The sequence below is a fragment of the Escherichia sp. WS33 genome, from assembly GCF_046486385.1.
In the GTDB taxonomy this organism is placed as follows: Bacteria; Pseudomonadota; Gammaproteobacteria; order Enterobacterales; family Enterobacteriaceae; genus ECMA0423.
This window is the reverse complement of the sequence record NZ_JBJQLJ010000009.1, coordinates 1-18,040: the sequence shown is the minus strand read 5'-3', so window position 1 is coordinate 18,040 and position 18,040 is coordinate 1. Positions and strand designations below refer to the sequence as shown.

Annotated in this window: 14 protein-coding genes and 6 tRNA genes; 9 read left to right on the top strand and 11 right to left on the bottom strand. The window is 51.8% G+C overall.

Going from position 1 to position 18,040, the window contains the following annotated elements; all coding sequences use genetic code 11:
* From ptsP to glk, 6 genes are all read right to left on the bottom strand, one after another.
* Entirely contained in the window at window positions 1–2,496 is a 2,496-nt protein-coding gene (ptsP, locus tag ACJHXA_RS09710) for a phosphoenolpyruvate--protein phosphotransferase (RefSeq protein WP_000955938.1), read from the bottom strand.
* 24 nt (window positions 2,497–2,520) lie between these two features.
* Window positions 2,521–3,558, bottom strand: coding sequence for an aminopeptidase (gene ypdE, locus ACJHXA_RS09705; protein WP_000366033.1), 1,038 nt, complete (start codon window positions 3,556–3,558; stop codon window positions 2,521–2,523).
* Window positions 3,558–4,643 (bottom strand): aminopeptidase, encoded by a 1,086-nt coding sequence (gene ypdF / locus ACJHXA_RS09700; protein WP_000173281.1) that lies wholly within the window; start codon window positions 4,641–4,643, stop codon window positions 3,558–3,560. Before ypdF ends, ypdE begins: the two co-directional genes overlap by 1 nt.
* Window positions 4,644–4,657: 14 nt before the next feature.
* A complete protein-coding gene (locus ACJHXA_RS09695; RefSeq protein WP_000985336.1) occupies window positions 4,658–5,905 on the bottom strand; it encodes a PTS fructose transporter subunit IIC in 1,248 nt (415 codons plus the stop codon).
* Window positions 5,906–5,926: 21 nt separating this feature from the next.
* Window positions 5,927–6,253, bottom strand: a complete 327-nt coding sequence (locus tag ACJHXA_RS09690; RefSeq protein WP_000038456.1) for a PTS fructose transporter subunit IIB — start codon at window positions 6,251–6,253, stop codon at window positions 5,927–5,929.
* A 218-nt stretch (window positions 6,254–6,471) separates the two neighbouring features.
* On the bottom strand, window positions 6,472–7,437 hold the full coding sequence (gene glk, locus ACJHXA_RS09685; protein WP_000170349.1) for a glucokinase: 966 nt from the start codon (window positions 7,435–7,437) through the stop codon (window positions 6,472–6,474).
* 203 nt (window positions 7,438–7,640) lie between these two features.
* On the opposite strand from glk, the gene ACJHXA_RS09680 reads away from it, so the two are divergent.
* Complete coding sequence (locus ACJHXA_RS09680) at window positions 7,641–8,897, top strand: ion channel protein (RefSeq protein ID WP_000903148.1); 1,257 nt, start codon at window positions 7,641–7,643, stop codon at window positions 8,895–8,897.
* A 114-nt stretch (window positions 8,898–9,011) separates the two neighbouring features.
* Entirely contained in the window at window positions 9,012–9,338 is a 327-nt protein-coding gene (gene ypeC, locus ACJHXA_RS09675) for a DUF2502 domain-containing protein YpeC (RefSeq protein ID WP_000490072.1), read from the top strand.
* 140 nt (window positions 9,339–9,478) lie between these two features.
* On the opposite strand, the gene ACJHXA_RS09670 is transcribed toward ypeC, so the two are convergent.
* A complete protein-coding gene (locus ACJHXA_RS09670) occupies window positions 9,479–10,717 on the bottom strand; it encodes an Nramp family divalent metal transporter (protein WP_000186369.1) in 1,239 nt (412 codons plus the stop codon).
* Window positions 10,718–11,052: 335 nt separating this feature from the next.
* Between ACJHXA_RS09670 and nupC the strand changes: the two genes are divergently transcribed.
* Window positions 11,053–12,255 (top strand): nucleoside permease NupC, encoded by a 1,203-nt coding sequence (nupC, locus tag ACJHXA_RS09665; RefSeq protein WP_000376337.1) that lies wholly within the window; start codon window positions 11,053–11,055, stop codon window positions 12,253–12,255.
* Window positions 12,256–12,303: 48 nt separating this feature from the next.
* Here nupC and ACJHXA_RS09660 read toward each other — a convergent pair whose 3' ends face one another.
* From ACJHXA_RS09660 to ACJHXA_RS09650, 3 genes are all read right to left on the bottom strand, one after another.
* Entirely contained in the window at window positions 12,304–14,493 is a 2,190-nt protein-coding gene (locus ACJHXA_RS09660; RefSeq protein WP_283512299.1) for a sensor domain-containing phosphodiesterase, read from the bottom strand.
* A gap of 208 nt (window positions 14,494–14,701) precedes the next feature.
* A tRNA-Ala gene (locus ACJHXA_RS09655) sits at window positions 14,702–14,777 on the bottom strand.
* 39 nt (window positions 14,778–14,816) lie between these two features.
* Window positions 14,817–14,892: transfer RNA gene (locus tag ACJHXA_RS09650), tRNA-Ala, on the bottom strand.
* Between the two features lie 220 nt (window positions 14,893–15,112).
* Between ACJHXA_RS09650 and ACJHXA_RS09645 the strand changes: the two genes are divergently transcribed.
* Both ACJHXA_RS09645 and ACJHXA_RS09640 read left to right on the top strand, forming a co-directional pair.
* Window positions 15,113–15,472: a YfeC-like transcriptional regulator gene (locus tag ACJHXA_RS09645; RefSeq protein ID WP_000472021.1), complete on the top strand. Its 360-nt coding sequence runs from the start codon at window positions 15,113–15,115 to the stop codon at window positions 15,470–15,472.
* Between the two features lies 1 nt (window position 15,473).
* A complete protein-coding gene (locus ACJHXA_RS09640; protein ID WP_000826503.1) occupies window positions 15,474–15,866 on the top strand; it encodes a MerR family transcriptional regulator in 393 nt (130 codons plus the stop codon).
* 51 nt (window positions 15,867–15,917) lie between these two features.
* On the opposite strand, the gene gltX is transcribed toward ACJHXA_RS09640, so the two are convergent.
* A complete protein-coding gene (gltX, locus tag ACJHXA_RS09635) occupies window positions 15,918–17,333 on the bottom strand; it encodes a glutamate--tRNA ligase (RefSeq protein ID WP_000695655.1) in 1,416 nt (471 codons plus the stop codon).
* Window positions 17,334–17,591: 258 nt separating this feature from the next.
* Here gltX and ACJHXA_RS09630 point away from each other — a divergent pair.
* The 4 genes from ACJHXA_RS09630 (at window position 17,592) to ACJHXA_RS09615 (ending at window position 17,989) form a co-directional block, all read left to right on the top strand.
* Window positions 17,592–17,667, top strand: a tRNA-Val gene (locus ACJHXA_RS09630).
* A 44-nt stretch (window positions 17,668–17,711) separates the two neighbouring features.
* Window positions 17,712–17,787 (top strand) — tRNA-Val (locus ACJHXA_RS09625).
* Window positions 17,788–17,833: 46 nt separating this feature from the next.
* Window positions 17,834–17,909, top strand: a tRNA-Val gene (locus ACJHXA_RS09620).
* Window positions 17,910–17,913: 4 nt separating this feature from the next.
* Window positions 17,914–17,989: transfer RNA gene (locus ACJHXA_RS09615), tRNA-Lys, on the top strand.
* Window positions 17,990–18,040: the final 51 nt, after the last annotated feature.

Sequence of the window (18,040 nt, the reverse complement as noted above, 5' to 3'; positions counted from 1 at the left end):
TCAGAAGGTTAATTCTGTTTCCAGCAGCGTCAGGATACTTTGTGCATCTTGCGCGGCAAACAACGACTGGCGGAAGTTTTTATTCACCAGTTTACGCGCCAGCTGCGAGAAGACTTTCACATGATTCATCCCTTCGTTAGCACCCAGCGTCAGCATGATCACCAGTTCGACTTCGCCCATTTCTGACTGCCAGTCAATCGGTTTCGCCAGCCGGGCAATGCTGATACTGGAATGACGGATCCACTGAGATTTGGTGTGCGGGATCGCTACGCCAAAACCAACGCCGGTGGTAACAATCTCTTCCCGCTGCCAGACATCTTCTTCCAGCTCAAACGGATGTTCAGTGCGCCCGTTAACGCCGAGGTTGCCGCACAGGAACTGGATCGCCTGCTCTTTATTGCTAAAATCCTGATCAACAAAGATATTCTCCAGCGCCAGCAGTGGGCGAACGTCTTCTTCCGGCGTAAAGGCGGTGAGTAACGCTTCAATTTCCTGCGCACTGCGGCATTCACATGCCTGACGCGCCAGTTCCCGACACGCCTCGCTATCCAGTTGACGAAGCTGGCTTTTCACCGCCGGAATACGCGGGCTACTCATACTCAGCTCATCCAGGCCCAGCCCAAGCAGTAGCGGCAGATAACGGCTTTCACCGCCCAGTTCACCGCAAATGCCTACCCATTTGCCCCGCTGATGCGCAGTGGTAACAATCTGCTGCAACATGCGCAGGAACGATGGCGTAATCGGGTTATACAGCGGCGATACGCGCGGGTTATTACGATCGACCGCATACAGATACTGGGTCATATCGTTAGAACCGATACTGAAGAAATCGACCTCATCGCAGAAGTGGTCGATGATGTAACACACCGACGGCACTTCCACCATGATACCCAGAGTAATCGTCTCTGCATGACGCAGGCCATCGCGCTTAAGCTCAACGATCGCTTTTTGGATCTCGCCCTTCACCCATAAGATCTGATCGAGGCTGTGAACCATCGGGATCATCAACTGGGCGTTGCCAAAACTGGCAGCGCGCAAAATCGCCCGTAGTTGAGTGCGGAACAGGCCAGCAAATTCCGGGTAAATACGTACCGCGCGATAGCCGAGGAACGGGTTCTCTTCCTGGGGAATATTCAGATAAGGAATGCTTTTATCGCCTCCGATGTCCATTGTGCGGAAGATAATCGGCTTGTCGCCCGCTGCCAGTAGCACCTGCTGGTAGGCTTCAAATTGCTCCTGCTCGTCCGGCGCGCTGTCACGATCCATATACAGCATTTCGGTACGGAACAGCCCGACGCCTTCCGCGCCGTTGGCAAACGCGCCTGGTGCTTCCAGAGCGGTGCCAATATTCGCCGCGATATCAATACGCTTGTTATCACGGGAATAGGCCAGCTGCGCGGCAGCCTGCGCCTGTTGTTTTTGGCGTTTATCCGCCAGCGTCTGCGCAACCTGATAATAACCGCTCACCGCGTCATTCGGGTTAATCGCCAGCACGCCGCACTGGGCGTCAAGCACCGCCGGTTGCCCGGCATAACGGGCAATCGCATCCAGCGGCAGGCCGCTCAGTACCGGGATCGCCGAGGCGCGGGCCAGAATCAGGGTATGCGAGGTGCGCCCGGTTTTCTCCAGAATCATGCCCGCAAGATTTTTCAAATCAAGGCTCAAAAACTGGCTTGGGGTTAAATCTTCAGCCACCAGAATGGTCGGTTTTTCCAGCACCAGATTGTTGCGCGGCTTCAGTTCCGGCCAGGTGATATGCAGCAACTGTTCGCTAATATCGCGAATGTCGCTAACACGTTCGCGCAGATAATCGCTGGCAGAAGCAGAAAGCTTGGCGCAAACCTGCTCCATATTGCTGATGATCGCCGCCCCCAGTCCCTGATGCTGTTCTGTCATCAGGCGACGGATATTGCCTGCAAATTCATCATCCTGAATCAGCGACAAATGGGCGCTGAGGATAGTTTTGCTTTCGCCGTCACGCTCACGCAATTGCTGGTTCAGTTGCTCGGCAAGCGTTGCCAGGCTGTGCTCCAGCCGGGTGGAATCTTGCACACTGGCGGGGATTGCCCGATAACTGTCGAGGCTGTCGCTTTGTAACAGGGTCAGCGTACCCACGCCGACGCCGCTTGCCAGCACATTGCCGTACAGTAAATCCGGGTTAAGGCGGCTTAATGAACGCGGCAGCGGATGCGCCGTCAGTTCTGCCTGCGTAGGCTGGACGCTGTCGCTGTCGATAAAGCGCACCTGGATGTACTCTTCCAGCACGCGCCGCGCCTGCTCTTCATCGCTGCCGCTAATGTTCAGGCTGCAACTGTCATTAAATAGGGTGCCGGTGCCAATCAGCGCCAGCGAACTTTTCGCATCGGCCTTTGCGTTCTGGCGATGGTTAATAAAGGTGACTTCACTTTGCCACTGGCTGCACTGTTCTTTAAGTTCCCACGCCGGACGAGCATGCAGACCGTTAGGCAAAGGACAGAGAAATTGAATCGTTAACATAACCGCTCCGGGTTAATCAGGAGATCATCTGAAATCCGTCAGTTGAACAACCGTCTCACGGGTAAGACGTTGAATAAGGGCAGATAAAAGTTGCTGCATCTGCAAAATGTCGCGGCAATCGGCAATCGATGCCGCACAATGTCCGTGGCGCGTCGCTGGCCCCATCACCACCGTGGGCACGCCGGTGCCGGTTAAATGCACCGCTCCGCCGTCCGTGCCGCCGTTGCTGAACATATCCGCCTGCAACGGCACGCCAATTTCTGCCGCCACGGTTTCGATCCAGGCGGTAAGTTTTGGCGGCGCAATCAGCGACTTGTCGCTTAACACCAGCATCGGCCCGTTACCAATCTGGCGATGGTTAGCCGCGCTATAATCAAAGTTTTTCGCCCAGCAGGCGGTATCAAGCACAATGGCGACATCCGGCGACACCGCGCGGGTGGCAGTTTGCCCGCCGCGTAATCCCACCTCTTCGCTGGAACTTGCCACCAGCCACACCTCCGCAGGCAGTTCGGCGTCGTGCAGCTCACGTAGTAACGTCACCAGCAGATAGCAACCGAGGCGGTCATCAAAGGCTTTCCCCATCACCCGCTGGTGAGGGAGAACCTGAAAAGTTGTATCAAAGGTGACGCGATCGCCTGGACGAATTCCCGCCTGCATCACTTCGTCATAGGAGCGCGCACCAATGTCCACGCGCATGGCGCTGACGTCATTCCCCTGCCGGTCGCCGTCAAGCAGGCCTGGAATTTTGCACTCTTCACGGGTGGTGATGCGCACCGGCTGCAGCTGGCGGGCAGCCATGCGCACGTTGCCAACCGGCAGCACGTCAATAGCGCCTTCGCGGGAGATGCTGCGCACCATAAATCCCACTTCGTCCATATGGGCGCAGATCATCACCTTCGGACCTGTCGATTCATTGAGGCGGATCAGCACCGATCCCAGACCATCAAATCGCACTTCTTTTTGCAGGCGATCCGCTTCTTCCAGTAGGATCTGCCGCACTTCCTGTTCCGAGGAGGCGATCGCATCTGCCTCGCTCAACGCTTTTAATAGCGATAAATCCATTATGCCTCTCCCGTGAGCAACACTGTTTTCGGCATGGCGTAGAGCACTTCTGCGCCTTGCGGGGTAACCAGCACAACATCTTCGATGCGCACGCCCCCTTGCCCTGGCAAATAAATCCCCGGCTCCACGGTCAGCAACATGCCTGGCTGTAGCGTCGTGGTGTCCCGCGGTGAAAAACGCGGATCTTCATGGACTTCAATGCCGATAGCGTGACCAGTGTTATGACCGAAATAGTCGCCAAATCCAGCCTCGGTAATGACCCGGCGCGCGGCGTCGTCAATCTGCTGGCAGCGCACGCCGGGGCGAATTGCAGAGATTGCCGCGAGCTGTGCCTGTAGGACAATCTGATAGACGTCAAACAGCGGGTGAGATTCGGCGCTCACCCCTTCGCCATTCACCAGCAAGGTGCGCGTCATATCAGAGCAGTAGCCCTGATACAGCGCACCAAAATCGAGAGTGACAAACTCGCCCGCTGCAACAATCTTGTCGCTGGCTTTGCCGTGCGGCAGCGCCCCGCGCCAGCCGCTGGCGACAATGGTGTCAAAAGAGGCTTTTTCTGCGCCCTGCTGGCGCATAAACCACTCCAGTTCAGCGGCTATCTCGCGCTCGCTCATCCCCGCCTGAATAAAGCGGCGAATATGCTCCGCTCCGCGATCGGCAATCCCACAGGCGAGGCGGATTATCTCCACCTCCTCTGGCGTTTTGATTTGCCGCAGCACATCCGGCGTGGCGCTAACCAGTTTCGCATTGAGTTCAGACTTCCAGCGGTGCGCGGTTTCCCAACTCACCTGCTGGCCTTCAAAACCGAGCGTTTGCAACTGCTCATCGGCAATGATTTGATTGACGATAGTGGTAAGCGTGTTCGTCGCGTCAAGCAAATGCAGCTGGTAGCCTTGCGCACGGGCTTCCACCTCAACGTAATAGCGCGAATCCACCAGAATGTGCGCACTTTCACGGCTAATCACCACATAACCTGATCCGGTGGAGATCCCCAGATGCGGCTGTTTGTTCTGCCGTGAGGAGAGAAGCACTGCATCCAGTTGTTGCGCCTTAAGCCAGTCGCGCAGCGAAGCGAGTAATGTCATCTGGATTTTCCTTCTTACAGGCTATCGATTAACAATTTGCCTTTACGGAACATCATCAGACGCAGGAACACCACCATCAGCGCAGTTATGACTGCCCCCAGCGCGATCCCCGCCATATAGACGCCCAGGTTAGTGACCAGCGGCCATGCCCAGATAGCGGACTCCGGGAACCATTGCACTGCGCCCAGCCAGACAGCGGCGGTTGAGCCGACAATAGCGCCGACCATATACGACGGAATGGCGGTGATGGGGCTTTCCAGCGCAAACGGAATCGCACCCTCACTGATCCCCATAAAGGCAAGGAACATCGCGGTCTTACCCTGCGGATAAAGTTGAGCGTTGAACAGGCGTTTGCCGGTTAAACGACGGTCAATAATGGTCGCCAGACCCAGACCAATCGGAGGAATAACGATAGCGATAGAACGAGCGGTGACCGGTAATACGTGGTCAGTGGTAAAGCTGAAGGCAACGAAACCTGCGGCTTTGTTGATCGGGCCACCAAGGTCGATTGCTGTCGCCGCGGCGATCCCCATTGCGTACATCAGCGCGCCCTTCTCACCTGCGGCAGTCAGCACAGTACGGATACCGCCGTTGATCCAGCCGCCAAACGGGGTGATGACGTAGTACATCGCCAGCATGACAAAAATGGCGGAAAGAATCGGTAGCAAAAATGTGGTTTTGAACGCTAACAGGAAATCCGGTAACTGGATTTTCTGGTTCATCCATTTCACAAGGTAACCGGCAACGATAGAAATAATCAGCGCGCCAATGAAGGTGGACGGCACCGGCGAAGAGGTCGCCCATTGCATAGTGCTGGGATCGAAGTTCAGCAGTTGCGTCGGCTGGGTAGACATCAAGCCGCCGATAAAACCAGCCGGGAACGCCAGTTTGCCACCGATAGAGTTCGCCACAAAAGCAGCAAACATCGGAATGGCAAAACCAAACAACACGCCGCCGAAGGACTGCGACAGCCAGGCAAATTTCAGTAAGGAGAGGTCGAAACCGGAGAATTTCCCGCTATTAAGAGCATCCATGATGCCGATCTCAGCAGGAATTTTAAGCCAGCTATAAGCAATCAGCTGGCTGAAAGCGAGGATCACACCGCCCATAATTAAGGTCGGCACCATGCGTGAAATCCCTGACATCACATGCTGCGGGAGTTCACCCCAGAAGCTGCTTTTAGAGGCCTGCGGATTCTTAACTGCCGCTGCCGCACCGGATGCGCCAGGCACAACGGTTGCACTGCGTTTTTTAATGGCCATAACAATTATCCCTGTCGAATATTACTGTTGTTCAGAGGCAATCATCTCTTCGATTTCTTTGATGATGCCCGCAGCGTTTTTAATTGCGTCCTGCAAAGTGATTTCATAAACGTCGCGTGATTCGAAACGCTCATTATCTTCCGGGGTAACTGCCACGGAGTGGATGATGATGGTTGCTTCGGCGATATCCTGCGCCGTCAGGCGATTCTGGATACCGTCCGCGCCCTGGGTTTCAATTTTCACTTCATAACCGGCTTCTACCGCCGCTTCTTCCAGCGCCTGAGCGGCCATAAAAGTGTGAGCCAGGCCCATTGGGCAGGCACATAAGGCAATTAGTTTCTTACTCATCGTTAATTCCTCATTCAGTGATAGTTGACGAGTGAAATTATGAACGTGCAAAACAAATCGCCGTTACCAGACAAATAATGCATTTACTGGAGAATTAATCCCGCTGTACGGAAGTGTGACGCAGGTCGGTCTTGTGAGGGGACACAAAGAAAAATTGAATTAACTGTATGATTTAAAAGATTATCGGGAGAGTTACCTCCCGATATAACAGGAAGGATTTACAGAATGTGACCTAAGGTCTGGCGTAAATGTGCACCGGAACCGAGAAGACCCGGATTGTCATGGACGATGAGATACACCGGAATATCATAGACATATTCTTTAAAGCGCCCTTTATCTTCAAATGCGGCACGGAAACCAGAGGCTTTGAAGAACTCAAGGAAGCGCGGCACGATACCGCCCGCAATAAACACGCCGCCAAATGTCCCGAGATTGAGCGCCAGATTGCCGCCAAAACGGCCCATAATGACGCAAAACAGCGACAACGCGCGGCGGCAATCGGTGCAGCTGTCAGCCAGCGCACGTTCGGTAATATCTTTTGGCTTGAGATTTTCTGGCAGGCGGTTGTCAGCTTTCACAATTGCGCGATACAAATTCACCAGCCCAGGGCCAGAAAGCACGCGTTCCGCCGAAACATGGCCAATTTCCGCACGCAGTATTTCGAGGATAATGGCCTCTTCTTCACTATTCGGCGCAAAATCAACGTGACCGCCTTCGCCCGGCAAGCTTACCCAACGCTTATCGACATGGACCAGATGCGCAACCCCAAGCCCTGTTCCGGCACCGTAAACCGCAATAGGCTTACCTTCTACCGGTTCTGCGCCACCAAACTGAATCAGATGCTCTTTTTTCAGCATCGGGATCGCCATCGATACAGCGGTAAAATCGTTAATAATTTCCAGATGGCTAAAACCGAGATTCTTTTTCATTTCGGCAATTGAGAACGCCCAGGTATGGTTGGTCATTGCCACCCAGTCACCGGTAATTGGGCAAGCGATGGCAATACAGCCGTCTTTCACCTCGACCTTATGTTCTTCAAGATAAACGCGAATGACCGCTTCGAGGCTGGGGTAATCAAGCCCTGAATAGGTCTTAGCCTGCGAGATTTCACCACTGGCAATATCACACAGAGCAAGACGTGCGTTGGTGCCGCCCACATCACCGACTAATGCATACTTTGTCATTCTTCAACTGCTCCGCTAAAGTCAAAATAATTCTTTCTCACACTGTAAATACCTGGGGGCATAACAACAACGCCGGAAAGGCAGGCTCCCTGTAAATATCGATCTGGGTCACACATTTACTTTATCGTTTCAGCACCAATTGCAGCGATGCCTTTTTGCAAGCTGGGCAAACTAAGTATCTGACCCCGCATAAGGAATAGAACATGCTCCATCCGCGAGCCAGAACCATGTTGTTATTATCGCTCCCCGCCGTGGCAATTGGGATTGCGTCCAGTCTTATTCTGATTGTGGTGATGAAAATCGCCTCGGTATTACAGAATTTGCTCTGGCAACGACTGCCGGGAACTCTGGGGATAGCCCAGGATTCACCTCTCTGGATCATCGGTGTATTAACGCTAACGGGTATTGCGGTGGGGTTGGTTATCCGTTTCAGCCAGGGTCATGCCGGACCAGACCCCGCCTGTGAACCGCTGATCGGCGCACCAGTTCCGCCCTCTGCGCTACCAGGACTTATCGTAGCATTAATTCTCGGTCTTGCTGGCGGCGTCAGCCTGGGGCCGGAACATCCGATCATGACCGTCAATATCGCCCTTGCGGTTGCCATTGGCGCTCGTCTGTTACCGCGCGTCAACCGAATGGAGTGGACTATTTTAGCCTCTGCCGGAACCATCGGCGCGCTGTTTGGTACACCTGTTGCGGCGGCGTTGATATTTTCGCAAACCTTAAATGGCAGTAGTGAAGTTCCGCTATGGGATCGTCTTTTTGCGCCATTAATGGCGGCAGCAGCTGGTGCACTTACTACCGGATTATTTTTCCATCCCCATTTTTCACTGCCCATTGCGCATTACGGACAGATGGAAATGACCGATATTCTCAGCGGTGCAATTGTCGCGGCGATTGCCATCGCAGCAGGAATGGTCGCCGTATGGTGCTTACCACGGTTGCACGCGATGATGCATCAAATGAAAAATCCGGTGCTCGTGCTAGGTATTGGCGGATTTATTCTCGGTATTCTGGGAGTTATTGGTGGGCCGGTTTCGCTGTTTAAAGGGCTGGATGAGATGCAGCAGATGGTGGCAAATCAGGCTTTCAGCACCAGCGATTACTTTTTGCTGGCGGTAATTAAACTTGCCGCCCTGGTCGTTGCTGCCGCCAGTGGCTTTCGCGGTGGGCGAATCTTCCCGGCAGTGTTTGTCGGCGTGGCATTAGGGTTGATGCTGCATGAGCACGTTCCCGCCGTTCCAGCGGCAATAACCGTTTCCTGCGCTATTCTCGGCATCGTGCTGGTGGTAACACGCGATGGCTGGTTAAGTCTTTTTATGGCGGCAGTCGTTGTACCCAATACCACATTGCTACCGCTGCTCTGTATCGTCATGCTTCCGGCATGGCTGTTATTAGCAGGTAAGCCGATGATGATGGTCAATCGTCCGAAGCAACAGCCACCCCACGATAATGTTTAGCAAAAAATGCTCTCCTTTATGATTTAAGAGTTATGGCGATGATACGGGGCTTTACCTCCCCGTAATATTGCGTTAACAGGCCGCTGACGGCTTCGATCGTGAAGGAGAATAACAATGTTCAGGTCACTGTTTCTGGCGGCCGCCCTGATGGCATTTACCCCGCTTGCAGCAAATGCAGGTGAAATCACCCTACTGCCATCGATCAAATTACAAATTGGCGATCGCGATCATTACGGTAATTACTGGGACGGTGGTCACTGGCGAGATCGTGATTACTGGCATCGTAATTATGAATGGCGCAAAAACCGCTGGTGGCGTCATGATAATGGCTATCATCGTGGCTGGGATAAGCGTAAAGCATATGAGCGTGGCTATCGTGAAGGCTGGCGCGATCGTGACGATCATCGCGGAAAAGGCCGCGGACATGGGCACCGCCATTAAACGCGTCCTCCAATGGAGCACAATGCCTGATGCGACGCTAGCGCGTCTTATCAGGCCTACAAACCGGCTCTTTAACGCGTAGGGCGGATAAGGCGTTTACGCCGCATCCGCCAATAGTGCCAGATGCGACGCTCATTCAACTACAATCCCAGCGCCGTCCCCACCAACAACCAGATATTCAGCGCCACGACCAGCACTACAATCACCCAGCCTGTCTGTTTTACGCGTTTGCTGTTCACCAGATCGCCCATCAACTTGCTGTCACTGGTGAAAATCAGCAGTGGAACCAGCGCCAGGGCGATACCAAAACTTAACAGCACCTGACTCATAACCAGAATCCGTGTCGGATCTAATCCCATCAGAATGACAATAAATGACGGCAACATGGTGACTGTACGACGCACCCACAGCGGGATATGGAAGCGAATGAATCCCTGCATCACCACCTGCCCCGCCAGTGTCCCCACCACCGTTGAGGACAGTCCGGCAGCAACCAGACTTAACCCAAAGACCGTTGCCGCAGCATGGCTTAACAGCGGTTGCAGCGTCAGATAAGCCTCATCAAGATCGGCAACACCAGTATGACCAGAAAAGTGGAACGCCGCCGCAGCTGTAGCCATCATCGCCAGATTGACAAAACCGGCAATCGTCATGGCGATAGCCACATCCCATTTGGTGGCGGAATAACGTTGTTGACGCGAACCGCCATGTAAATGCTGAGTGAGCGAAGAGTGCAAATAAATCACATGCGGCATAATCGTCGCCCCTAACACGCCTGCTGCCAGGAAGACCGCTTCCGAAGTAGGTAAACTCGGGATCACCATTCCTTTACCCAGCTGCGCCAGGTTAGGCTGGGAAAAAATCAACTCGACAATGTAAGCCGCGGCAACAAACAACAGTAACCCACCAATCACTTTCTCCAGCGGTTTTTGCCCGCGACGTTGCAGCATTAAAATCAGGAAAGTCGCGATCCCCGTCAGCACCGCGCCCTGCAACAACGAAACACCAAGAATGAGTTTAAAACCGATCGCCGCACCAATAAATTCCGCCAGGTCGGTTGCCATCGCAATAATTTCTGCCTGAACCCAATAGAACCACACTACGGGACGCGGATAGTGATCACGAATCTGCTCCGCCAGATTTTTACCGGTGGCAATCCCTAGTTTGGCAGAGAGGATCTGAATCAGCATCGCCATCAGGTTGGCCCAAACGACAACCCACAGTAGCTGATAGCCGAAGCTAGCACCCGCCTGAATATTGGTCGCAAAGTTACCGGGATCGATATAACCAATCGCCGCAATGAACGCAGGTCCCATTAATGCGAGCCTCATCTTGCGCGCCGCCCGTCCGCTGCTACTCTCAACGCGATAGTTCGTCATCTTGTGCCTCTAAAACATAGCCTTTGCTATGTTTCATGCTATGCCAAACGAGAATGATTATCAAATTCATTTGAATGGGTTGTGGTGATTTCTTTGATAGACCAGGATTATGACTACGAAAAGATTGATGACTTGAATGTTATGGTTATGTTTAATGTTAGCACATTTACATAACTTTCAGCTTCCATACACAACATAGCAGAAATGTATGACAGATCACTATTTTTGAAGCTTGTCACAGGACGTCATTATAGTGTGTGTCAGATCTCGTTTTCCTTAACCATGTTACATAGAATGTGCACGGAAATTTAACCTGCCTCATATTTGGAGCAAATATGGACCGCGTCCTTCATTTTGTACTGGCACTTGCCGTTGTTGCGATTCTCGCACTGCTGGTAAGCAGCGACCGCAAAAAAATTCGTATCCGTTATGTTATTCAACTGCTTGTTATCGAAGTGTTACTGGCGTGGTTCTTCCTGAACTCCGACGTTGGTTTAGGCTTCGTGAAAGGCTTCTCCGAAATGTTCGAAAAACTGCTCGGATTTGCCAACGAAGGGACTAACTTCGTCTTTGGTAGCATGAATGATCAAGGCCTGGCATTCTTCTTCCTGAAAGTGCTGTGCCCAATCGTCTTTATCTCTGCACTGATCGGTATTCTCCAGCACATTCGCGTGTTGCCGGTGATCATCCGCGCAATTGGTTTCCTGCTCTCCAAAGTCAACGGCATGGGCAAACTGGAATCCTTTAACGCCGTCAGCTCCCTGATTCTGGGTCAGTCTGAAAACTTTATTGCCTATAAAGATATCCTCGGCAAAATCTCCCGTAATCGTATGTACACCATGGCTGCCACGGCAATGTCCACCGTGTCGATGTCCATCGTTGGTGCATACATGACCATGCTGGAACCGAAATACGTCGTTGCTGCGCTGGTACTGAACATGTTCAGCACCTTTATCGTGCTGTCGCTGATCAATCCTTACCGTGTTGATGCCAGTGAAGAAAACATCCAGATGTCCAACCTGCACGAAGGTCAGAGCTTCTTCGAAATGCTGGGTGAATACATTCTGGCAGGTTTCAAAGTTGCCATTATCGTTGCCGCGATGCTGATCGGCTTTATCGCCCTGATCGCCGCGCTGAACGCACTGTTTGCCACCGTTACTGGCTGGTTTGGCTACAGCATCTCCTTCCAGGGCATCCTGGGCTACATCTTCTATCCGATTGCATGGGTGATGGGTGTTCCTTCCAGTGAAGCACTGCAAGTGGGCAGTATCATGGCGACCAAACTGGTTTCCAACGAGTTCGTTGCGATGATGGATCTGCAGAAAATTGCTTCCACGCTCTCTCCGCGTGCTGAAGGCATAATCTCTGTGTTCCTGGTTTCCTTCGCTAACTTCTCTTCAATCGGGATTATCGCAGGTGCAGTTAAAGGCCTGAATGAAGAGCAAGGTAACGTGGTTTCTCGCTTCGGTCTGAAACTGGTTTACGGCTCTACCCTGGTGAGTGTGCTGTCTGCGTCAATCGCAGCACTGGTGCTGTAAAACCATACATAAAAAAGCCGGGGATCATTCCCGGCTTTTTTACGCCTGTTAATCAGCTAATGGCTGCGGGCGACCAATCAAATACCCTTGCAGATATTGCACCCCGAGCTTATGCAATAGCGCCTGCTGCTGTTGCGTCTCGACAAACTCCGCGACCACACTCAATGACTTCGCTTTCGCCAGATCGGTAATTGATCTCACAATCATCGCATCCAGCGTGTTCGTGACAATATCTTTCACAAAGACGTCATCAATTTTGATGATATCAGCCTGCAAACGCTTTAACCGTTCGTAGTTGGCATATCCGGTGCCAAAGTCATCAATCGCAATCCGGAAACCAAACTTATGCAGCTGCTCGATGTTGTACATGCTGCTTTCTGCGTTAGAAAACGCCTGCTCCTCGGTGATCTCAAGAATGACCGCCTGCGGGGAGATGTGATAACGCTTAAACAGACGAATAATCCGCCCGGCAATATTCTTTTGCAGCAGCGTGAGCGGCATTAAATTGACTGAAAAGCGCGGTCCTTTTTTGTCGCAAGGGTGTGTTGCCAGCCACTTCAACAAGGATTCCAGCACTTGCAAATCAAAACGCGCGCTAAGGTTAAACTGAGCAATAAGGGGCAGAAACTTATCCGGGGTCATAATGCCGCCGTCATATTTCAGTCGCGCGAGGATCTCATCATAACCTTCACCCTCTTTGTTGCGAATTGGCTGGGCGTAGAGCAGCAAATCACCCTGATCTAACGCCGTGCGAATGGTATTCAGCAATAGCACCTGTTTAGTGGTCTGCCCGGAAACCATCTCCTCTCTGCTATCCAGCGCCAGCACATGATGATGTGCGCAGGATTGCTCCGCCAGCCAGCTTAACTGCCCCAACAAGGGTTGCAGGGTTTCCTGATTTCCATCAAAACGCCCCCAGGCAGCACCATAGCCCATATCCAGCCCGGTATTGTTCCAGTGAATTTGCCGACTATTCAGGATGTTAACCATATGCTGGAGTCGCCCTTCCGTTTCCGGCCCGCTCAGCACTAACAGCAGTTCACTACCCGGCAATTGATACAACTTTTCGTTTTCCTGCATCAACGGCAGCAGCGTACGGCAAATTGAGCGGATACAGTGAACGCGCATCATTAAGCCGTAATGACGACTCATAAACTCAAGATTATCAATGCGCAGGCAGCAAAAACTCTTGCCCGCCTCTTGCTCCGGCGCTTGTTCCAACGCACGAAAGTTGGGTAGGAGCGTTAACGGATCTGTCAGCGCCTGCAAATGCCAGCGGCGATTAAGCCATTCACTGCGATGATAAATGCGCACCATATAGAGCAGGCAAACGCTAAAGGAAATCAGCACCGCAAGAATAAATGCCAGCGAATATTCGGTTTCCACCCCTTGCAAAAAGTTCTGGTTGTAATTCAGCAGGCAAAGCGTTGAAACAGCCCAGGTGAGATTTAAAAACGGATAGCGAAGCTTACCGACCCCGAGGGTAAAGATGATGAAGAAAACGGGTACCAAGTAACCGGCAATAAAGTCGTTTTCATAAGGTGTGCACAACAGAAGTAGCAGCACGCTTAACGCTGCCAGCCAGCTTAAGGTAAATGCGCGTTTCTCTTTGCCCAACGACGGAGCGATATCCCTGCGCCACAATATCTGCGCAAAGTGGGGACTTACAATCATGCGAGTGAGATAGTAGAAAAGCATGTTGTAAATCAGCACAGCGGTGAAAAGGCTTAGCAAATCAACGACCGTGAAAATGGCATCCGCATCGCCGAAAAAGGTGGATATCTTTAGCGGGAAATCAAAGAAGCTCCCCACAAGATACATGCTGCATTTGATGCCGATCGGCGTCACCAAACCAAGCCAGAACAGACGTTGCCAGACATATCGGCTGGTCAATCCATAACGCCAACGCGTCCCCAGCTGCCAGCGTAATATTGCGCAGGCACACAACACGACAAACGTCTGGCTACCGAGCATGACCGCAGTCTGTAAAAAAGAGAGATGAAAGTTCCACAGATTGGTGCAAAACATCCCGCATAAAACGGGAACGACACCGCGCCAGCCAAAGATAAACAAGATTGACAGCATTACGCACAGTGGCATCCACGCCAGAAAGATATAACTGGAATGGATAATGGCAAGTGGCGAAATAAAACGGGATAGCTGAATAAGTACCACGGTGAGCGTAAACGCTAGTGTGAATATCTTGATATTTTTTATCAGGTTATGCTCCACAAACATGAGTACACTACTCTCACTGATCGGGGTTTTCAGGCACACAAATAATAAGTTTATTCGCATCGCGAAGCAAACAGGGGGCCAGCCTGTTGCCGATTTTTCATCCAATGATGCTTTCACCAGGCGGCACTAACCCGGACGTAGACTGTATTACAAAAGCGGCAAAAAGCAGAGACAAAAAACCCCCGCTTTGCAGCGAGGGTTGGAAATTTGGTGGAGCTAAGCGGGATCGAACCGCTGACCTCTTGCATGCCATGCAAGCGCTCTCCCAGCTGAGCTATAGCCCCACGATGCGTTTACGTACCAAGTTTGCTGGGTGCAAAATTTGGTGGAGCTAAGCGGGATCGAACCGCTGACCTCTTGCATGCCATGCAAGCGCTCTCCCAGCTGAGCTATAGCCCCGTCACGTAAAGCTTGTCGAGTTGACGGGCGGCATCATATGAATTCCGCCCGAATGTGTCAACGGCAAATTGCAACGTGTAGTTTCAATCGCTGAAAAATCAGGCAAATGAACAATTTTGGAAAACCGCTCGCATTCAGTAGTTATTCATGTCACGGTTTCCTGTAAAGTGGTGTTATAAAATGAACTACTAATAGACCCACATACATTCAGGGAATTGTTATGTTCAAGGAGAGGATGACACCAGATGAACTTGCCAGACTGACCGGCTATAGCCGCCAGACCATTAATAAATGGGTACGCAAGGAAGGCTGGACAACGTCACCAAAACCTGGCGTCCAGGGTGGCAAAGCCCGACTGGTTCACGTCAATGAACAGGTTCGTGAATATATTCGCAATGCTGAACGTCCAGAAGGTCAGGGAGAAGCGCCTGCCCTTTCTGGTGATGCGCCGCTTGAAGTATTGCTGGTGACACTGGCGAAAGAGATGACGCCAGTTGAACAAAAACAGTTTACATCCTTGCTTCTGCGGGAAGGGATTATCGGATTGTTACAACGCTTAGGGATTCGCGATAGCAAATAATATGAAAAGATTACGCAACAAAATGACCACCGAAGAACTGGCTGAATGCCTCGGTGTGGCTAAACAAACTGTTAACCGTTGGATCAGAGAAAAAGGCTGGAAAACGGAAAAATTTCCCGGCGTGAAAGGCGGTCGTGCCAGACTTATTCTGGTCGATACGCAAGTTTGCGAGTTTATTCAGAACACGCCAGCCTTCCATAACACACCAATGTTGATGGAAGCTGAAGAGAGAATTGCTGAATACGCTCCTGGAGCACGCGCCCCGGCGTATCGACAAATCATCAACGCGATAGATAATATGACAGACATTGAGCAGGAAAAAGTCGCGCAATTTTTGTCACGTGAAGGAATTCGCAATTTCCTCGCCCGTCTCGATATTGACGAATCAGCATAAATAAAAAACGGCAGGATATTATCTCCTGCCGTTTATCTTTTTACACGCTAATTACTGCTGATTTTCGCGTTCAGCAATAAAATCCAGCGCTTTGTTGATACGCTCGATACTGCGGGTCTTACCAATTGCGTGAACGGTAACATCCAGTGCTGGAGACTGCCCCGCACCGGTTACGGCGACACGCAGCGGCATACCAACTTTACCCATACCCACTTCCAGCTCATCCGCCGTCGCCTGAATAGCGTGATGAACGTTTTCAGCGGTCCAGTCAGTAATCGCGGCCAGTTTGTCACGAACCACTTCCAGCGGCTGACGCGCTACCGGACGCAGATGTTTTTTCGCCGCATCGGCATCGAACTCAGCAAAATCTTCGTAGAAATAACGGCAGCTCTGTGCCATCTCTTTCAGCGTCTTGCAGCGTTCGCCCAGCAGTTTCACCAGATCAGCCAGCTGCGGGCCGTTACGGGTATCGATATTTTCCTGCTCAATGTGCCACTGTAAGTGAGTAGCAACATACTCCGGCGGCAGCGCGTTAATGTAGTGATGGTTCAGCCACAGCAGCTTGTCGGTGTTGAACGCACTGGCAGATTTGCTGACGGCATTCAAAGTGAAGTATTTGATCATCTCTTCACGAGTGAAGATTTCCTGATCGCCGTGGGACCAGCCCAGACGCACCAGATAGTTCAGCAGTGCTTCTGGCAAATAACCGTCATCACGATACTGCATTACGCTGACTGCCCCGTGACGTTTGGACAGTTTTTTACCGTCATCGCCATTGATCATAGAAACGTGCGCGTAAACCGGCACCGGCGCTTTCAGGGCCTTAAGAATGTTGATCTGGCGCGGCGTGTTGTTGATATGGTCTTCGCCACGGATAACGTGGGTGATTTCCATATCCCAGTCATCGACAACCACACAGAAGTTATAGGTTGGGGAACCATCGGTACGGCGGATAATCAGATCATCCAGCTCCTGGTTGCTGAACTCGATCGGACCACGGATCTGATCGTCAAAAACAACAGAACCTTCCTGCGGATTAGCAAAACGCACGACACACGGTTCATCATCAGCATGATGCTCATGGCTGTGGCGGCAGCGACCGTCATAACGCGGCTTCTCACCTTTCGCCATTTGCTCTTCGCGCAGCGCTTCCAGGCGCTCTTTAGAGCAATAGCATTTATAAGCAGTGCCCTCTTCCAGCATCTGATCGATCACCGCATTGTAGCGATCAAAACGTTTGGTCTGGTAGTACGGACCTTCATCCCACTCCAGGCTCAGCCAGTTCATGCCATCCATAATGGCTTCGATAGCTTCCGGCGTGGAACGCTCAAGATCGGTGTCTTCAATACGCAGCACGAACTCACCGCCGTGGTTACGTGCAAAAAGCCAGGAGTAAAGAGCAGTACGCGCGCCGCCAACGTGCAGATAGCCTGTTGGGCTTGGCGCGAAGCGAGTTTTGATTTTCATGAAATGGCCTTACGTTTAGAAAGATGCCGACAACCGGCAAATCCTGGAAAAATTGAGTGGGCGATATTCTATCACTCCCGCCTGATTCCTCAATGTAGTTCGGGTTTCTACCTTACGCATTATTGTTTTCGTTGACAAATTGCGCAACACGGTCTGTTTTGCGATCATCTTGCTTAAATTTACGACGAACGAACAATTTCTTTAGAAAATGCGTTGACTCATTTTGAACTCTCCCTATAATGCGACTCCACACAGCGGGGGTGATTAGCTCAGCTGGGAGAGCACCTCCCTTACAAGGAGGGGGTCGGCGGTTCGATCCCGTCATCACCCACCAACTACTTTATGTAGTCTCCGCCGTGTAGCAAGAAATTGAGAAGTGGGTGATTAGCTCAGCTGGGAGAGCACCTCCCTTACAAGGAGGGGGTCGGCGGTTCGATCCCGTCATCACCCACCACTTTCTCGCCAGCTAAATTTCTTGTAAAAATGTGAAGTACCGAAGTGGGTGATTAGCTCAGCTGGGAGAGCACCTCCCTTACAAGGAGGGGGTCGGCGGTTCGATCCCGTCATCACCCACCACTTCGGGTCGTTAGCTCAGTTGGTAGAGCAGTTGACTTTTAATCAATTGGTCGCAGGTTCGAATCCTGCACGACCCACCAATGTAAAAAAGCGCCCTAAAGGCGCTTTTTTGCTATCTGCGATACTCAAAG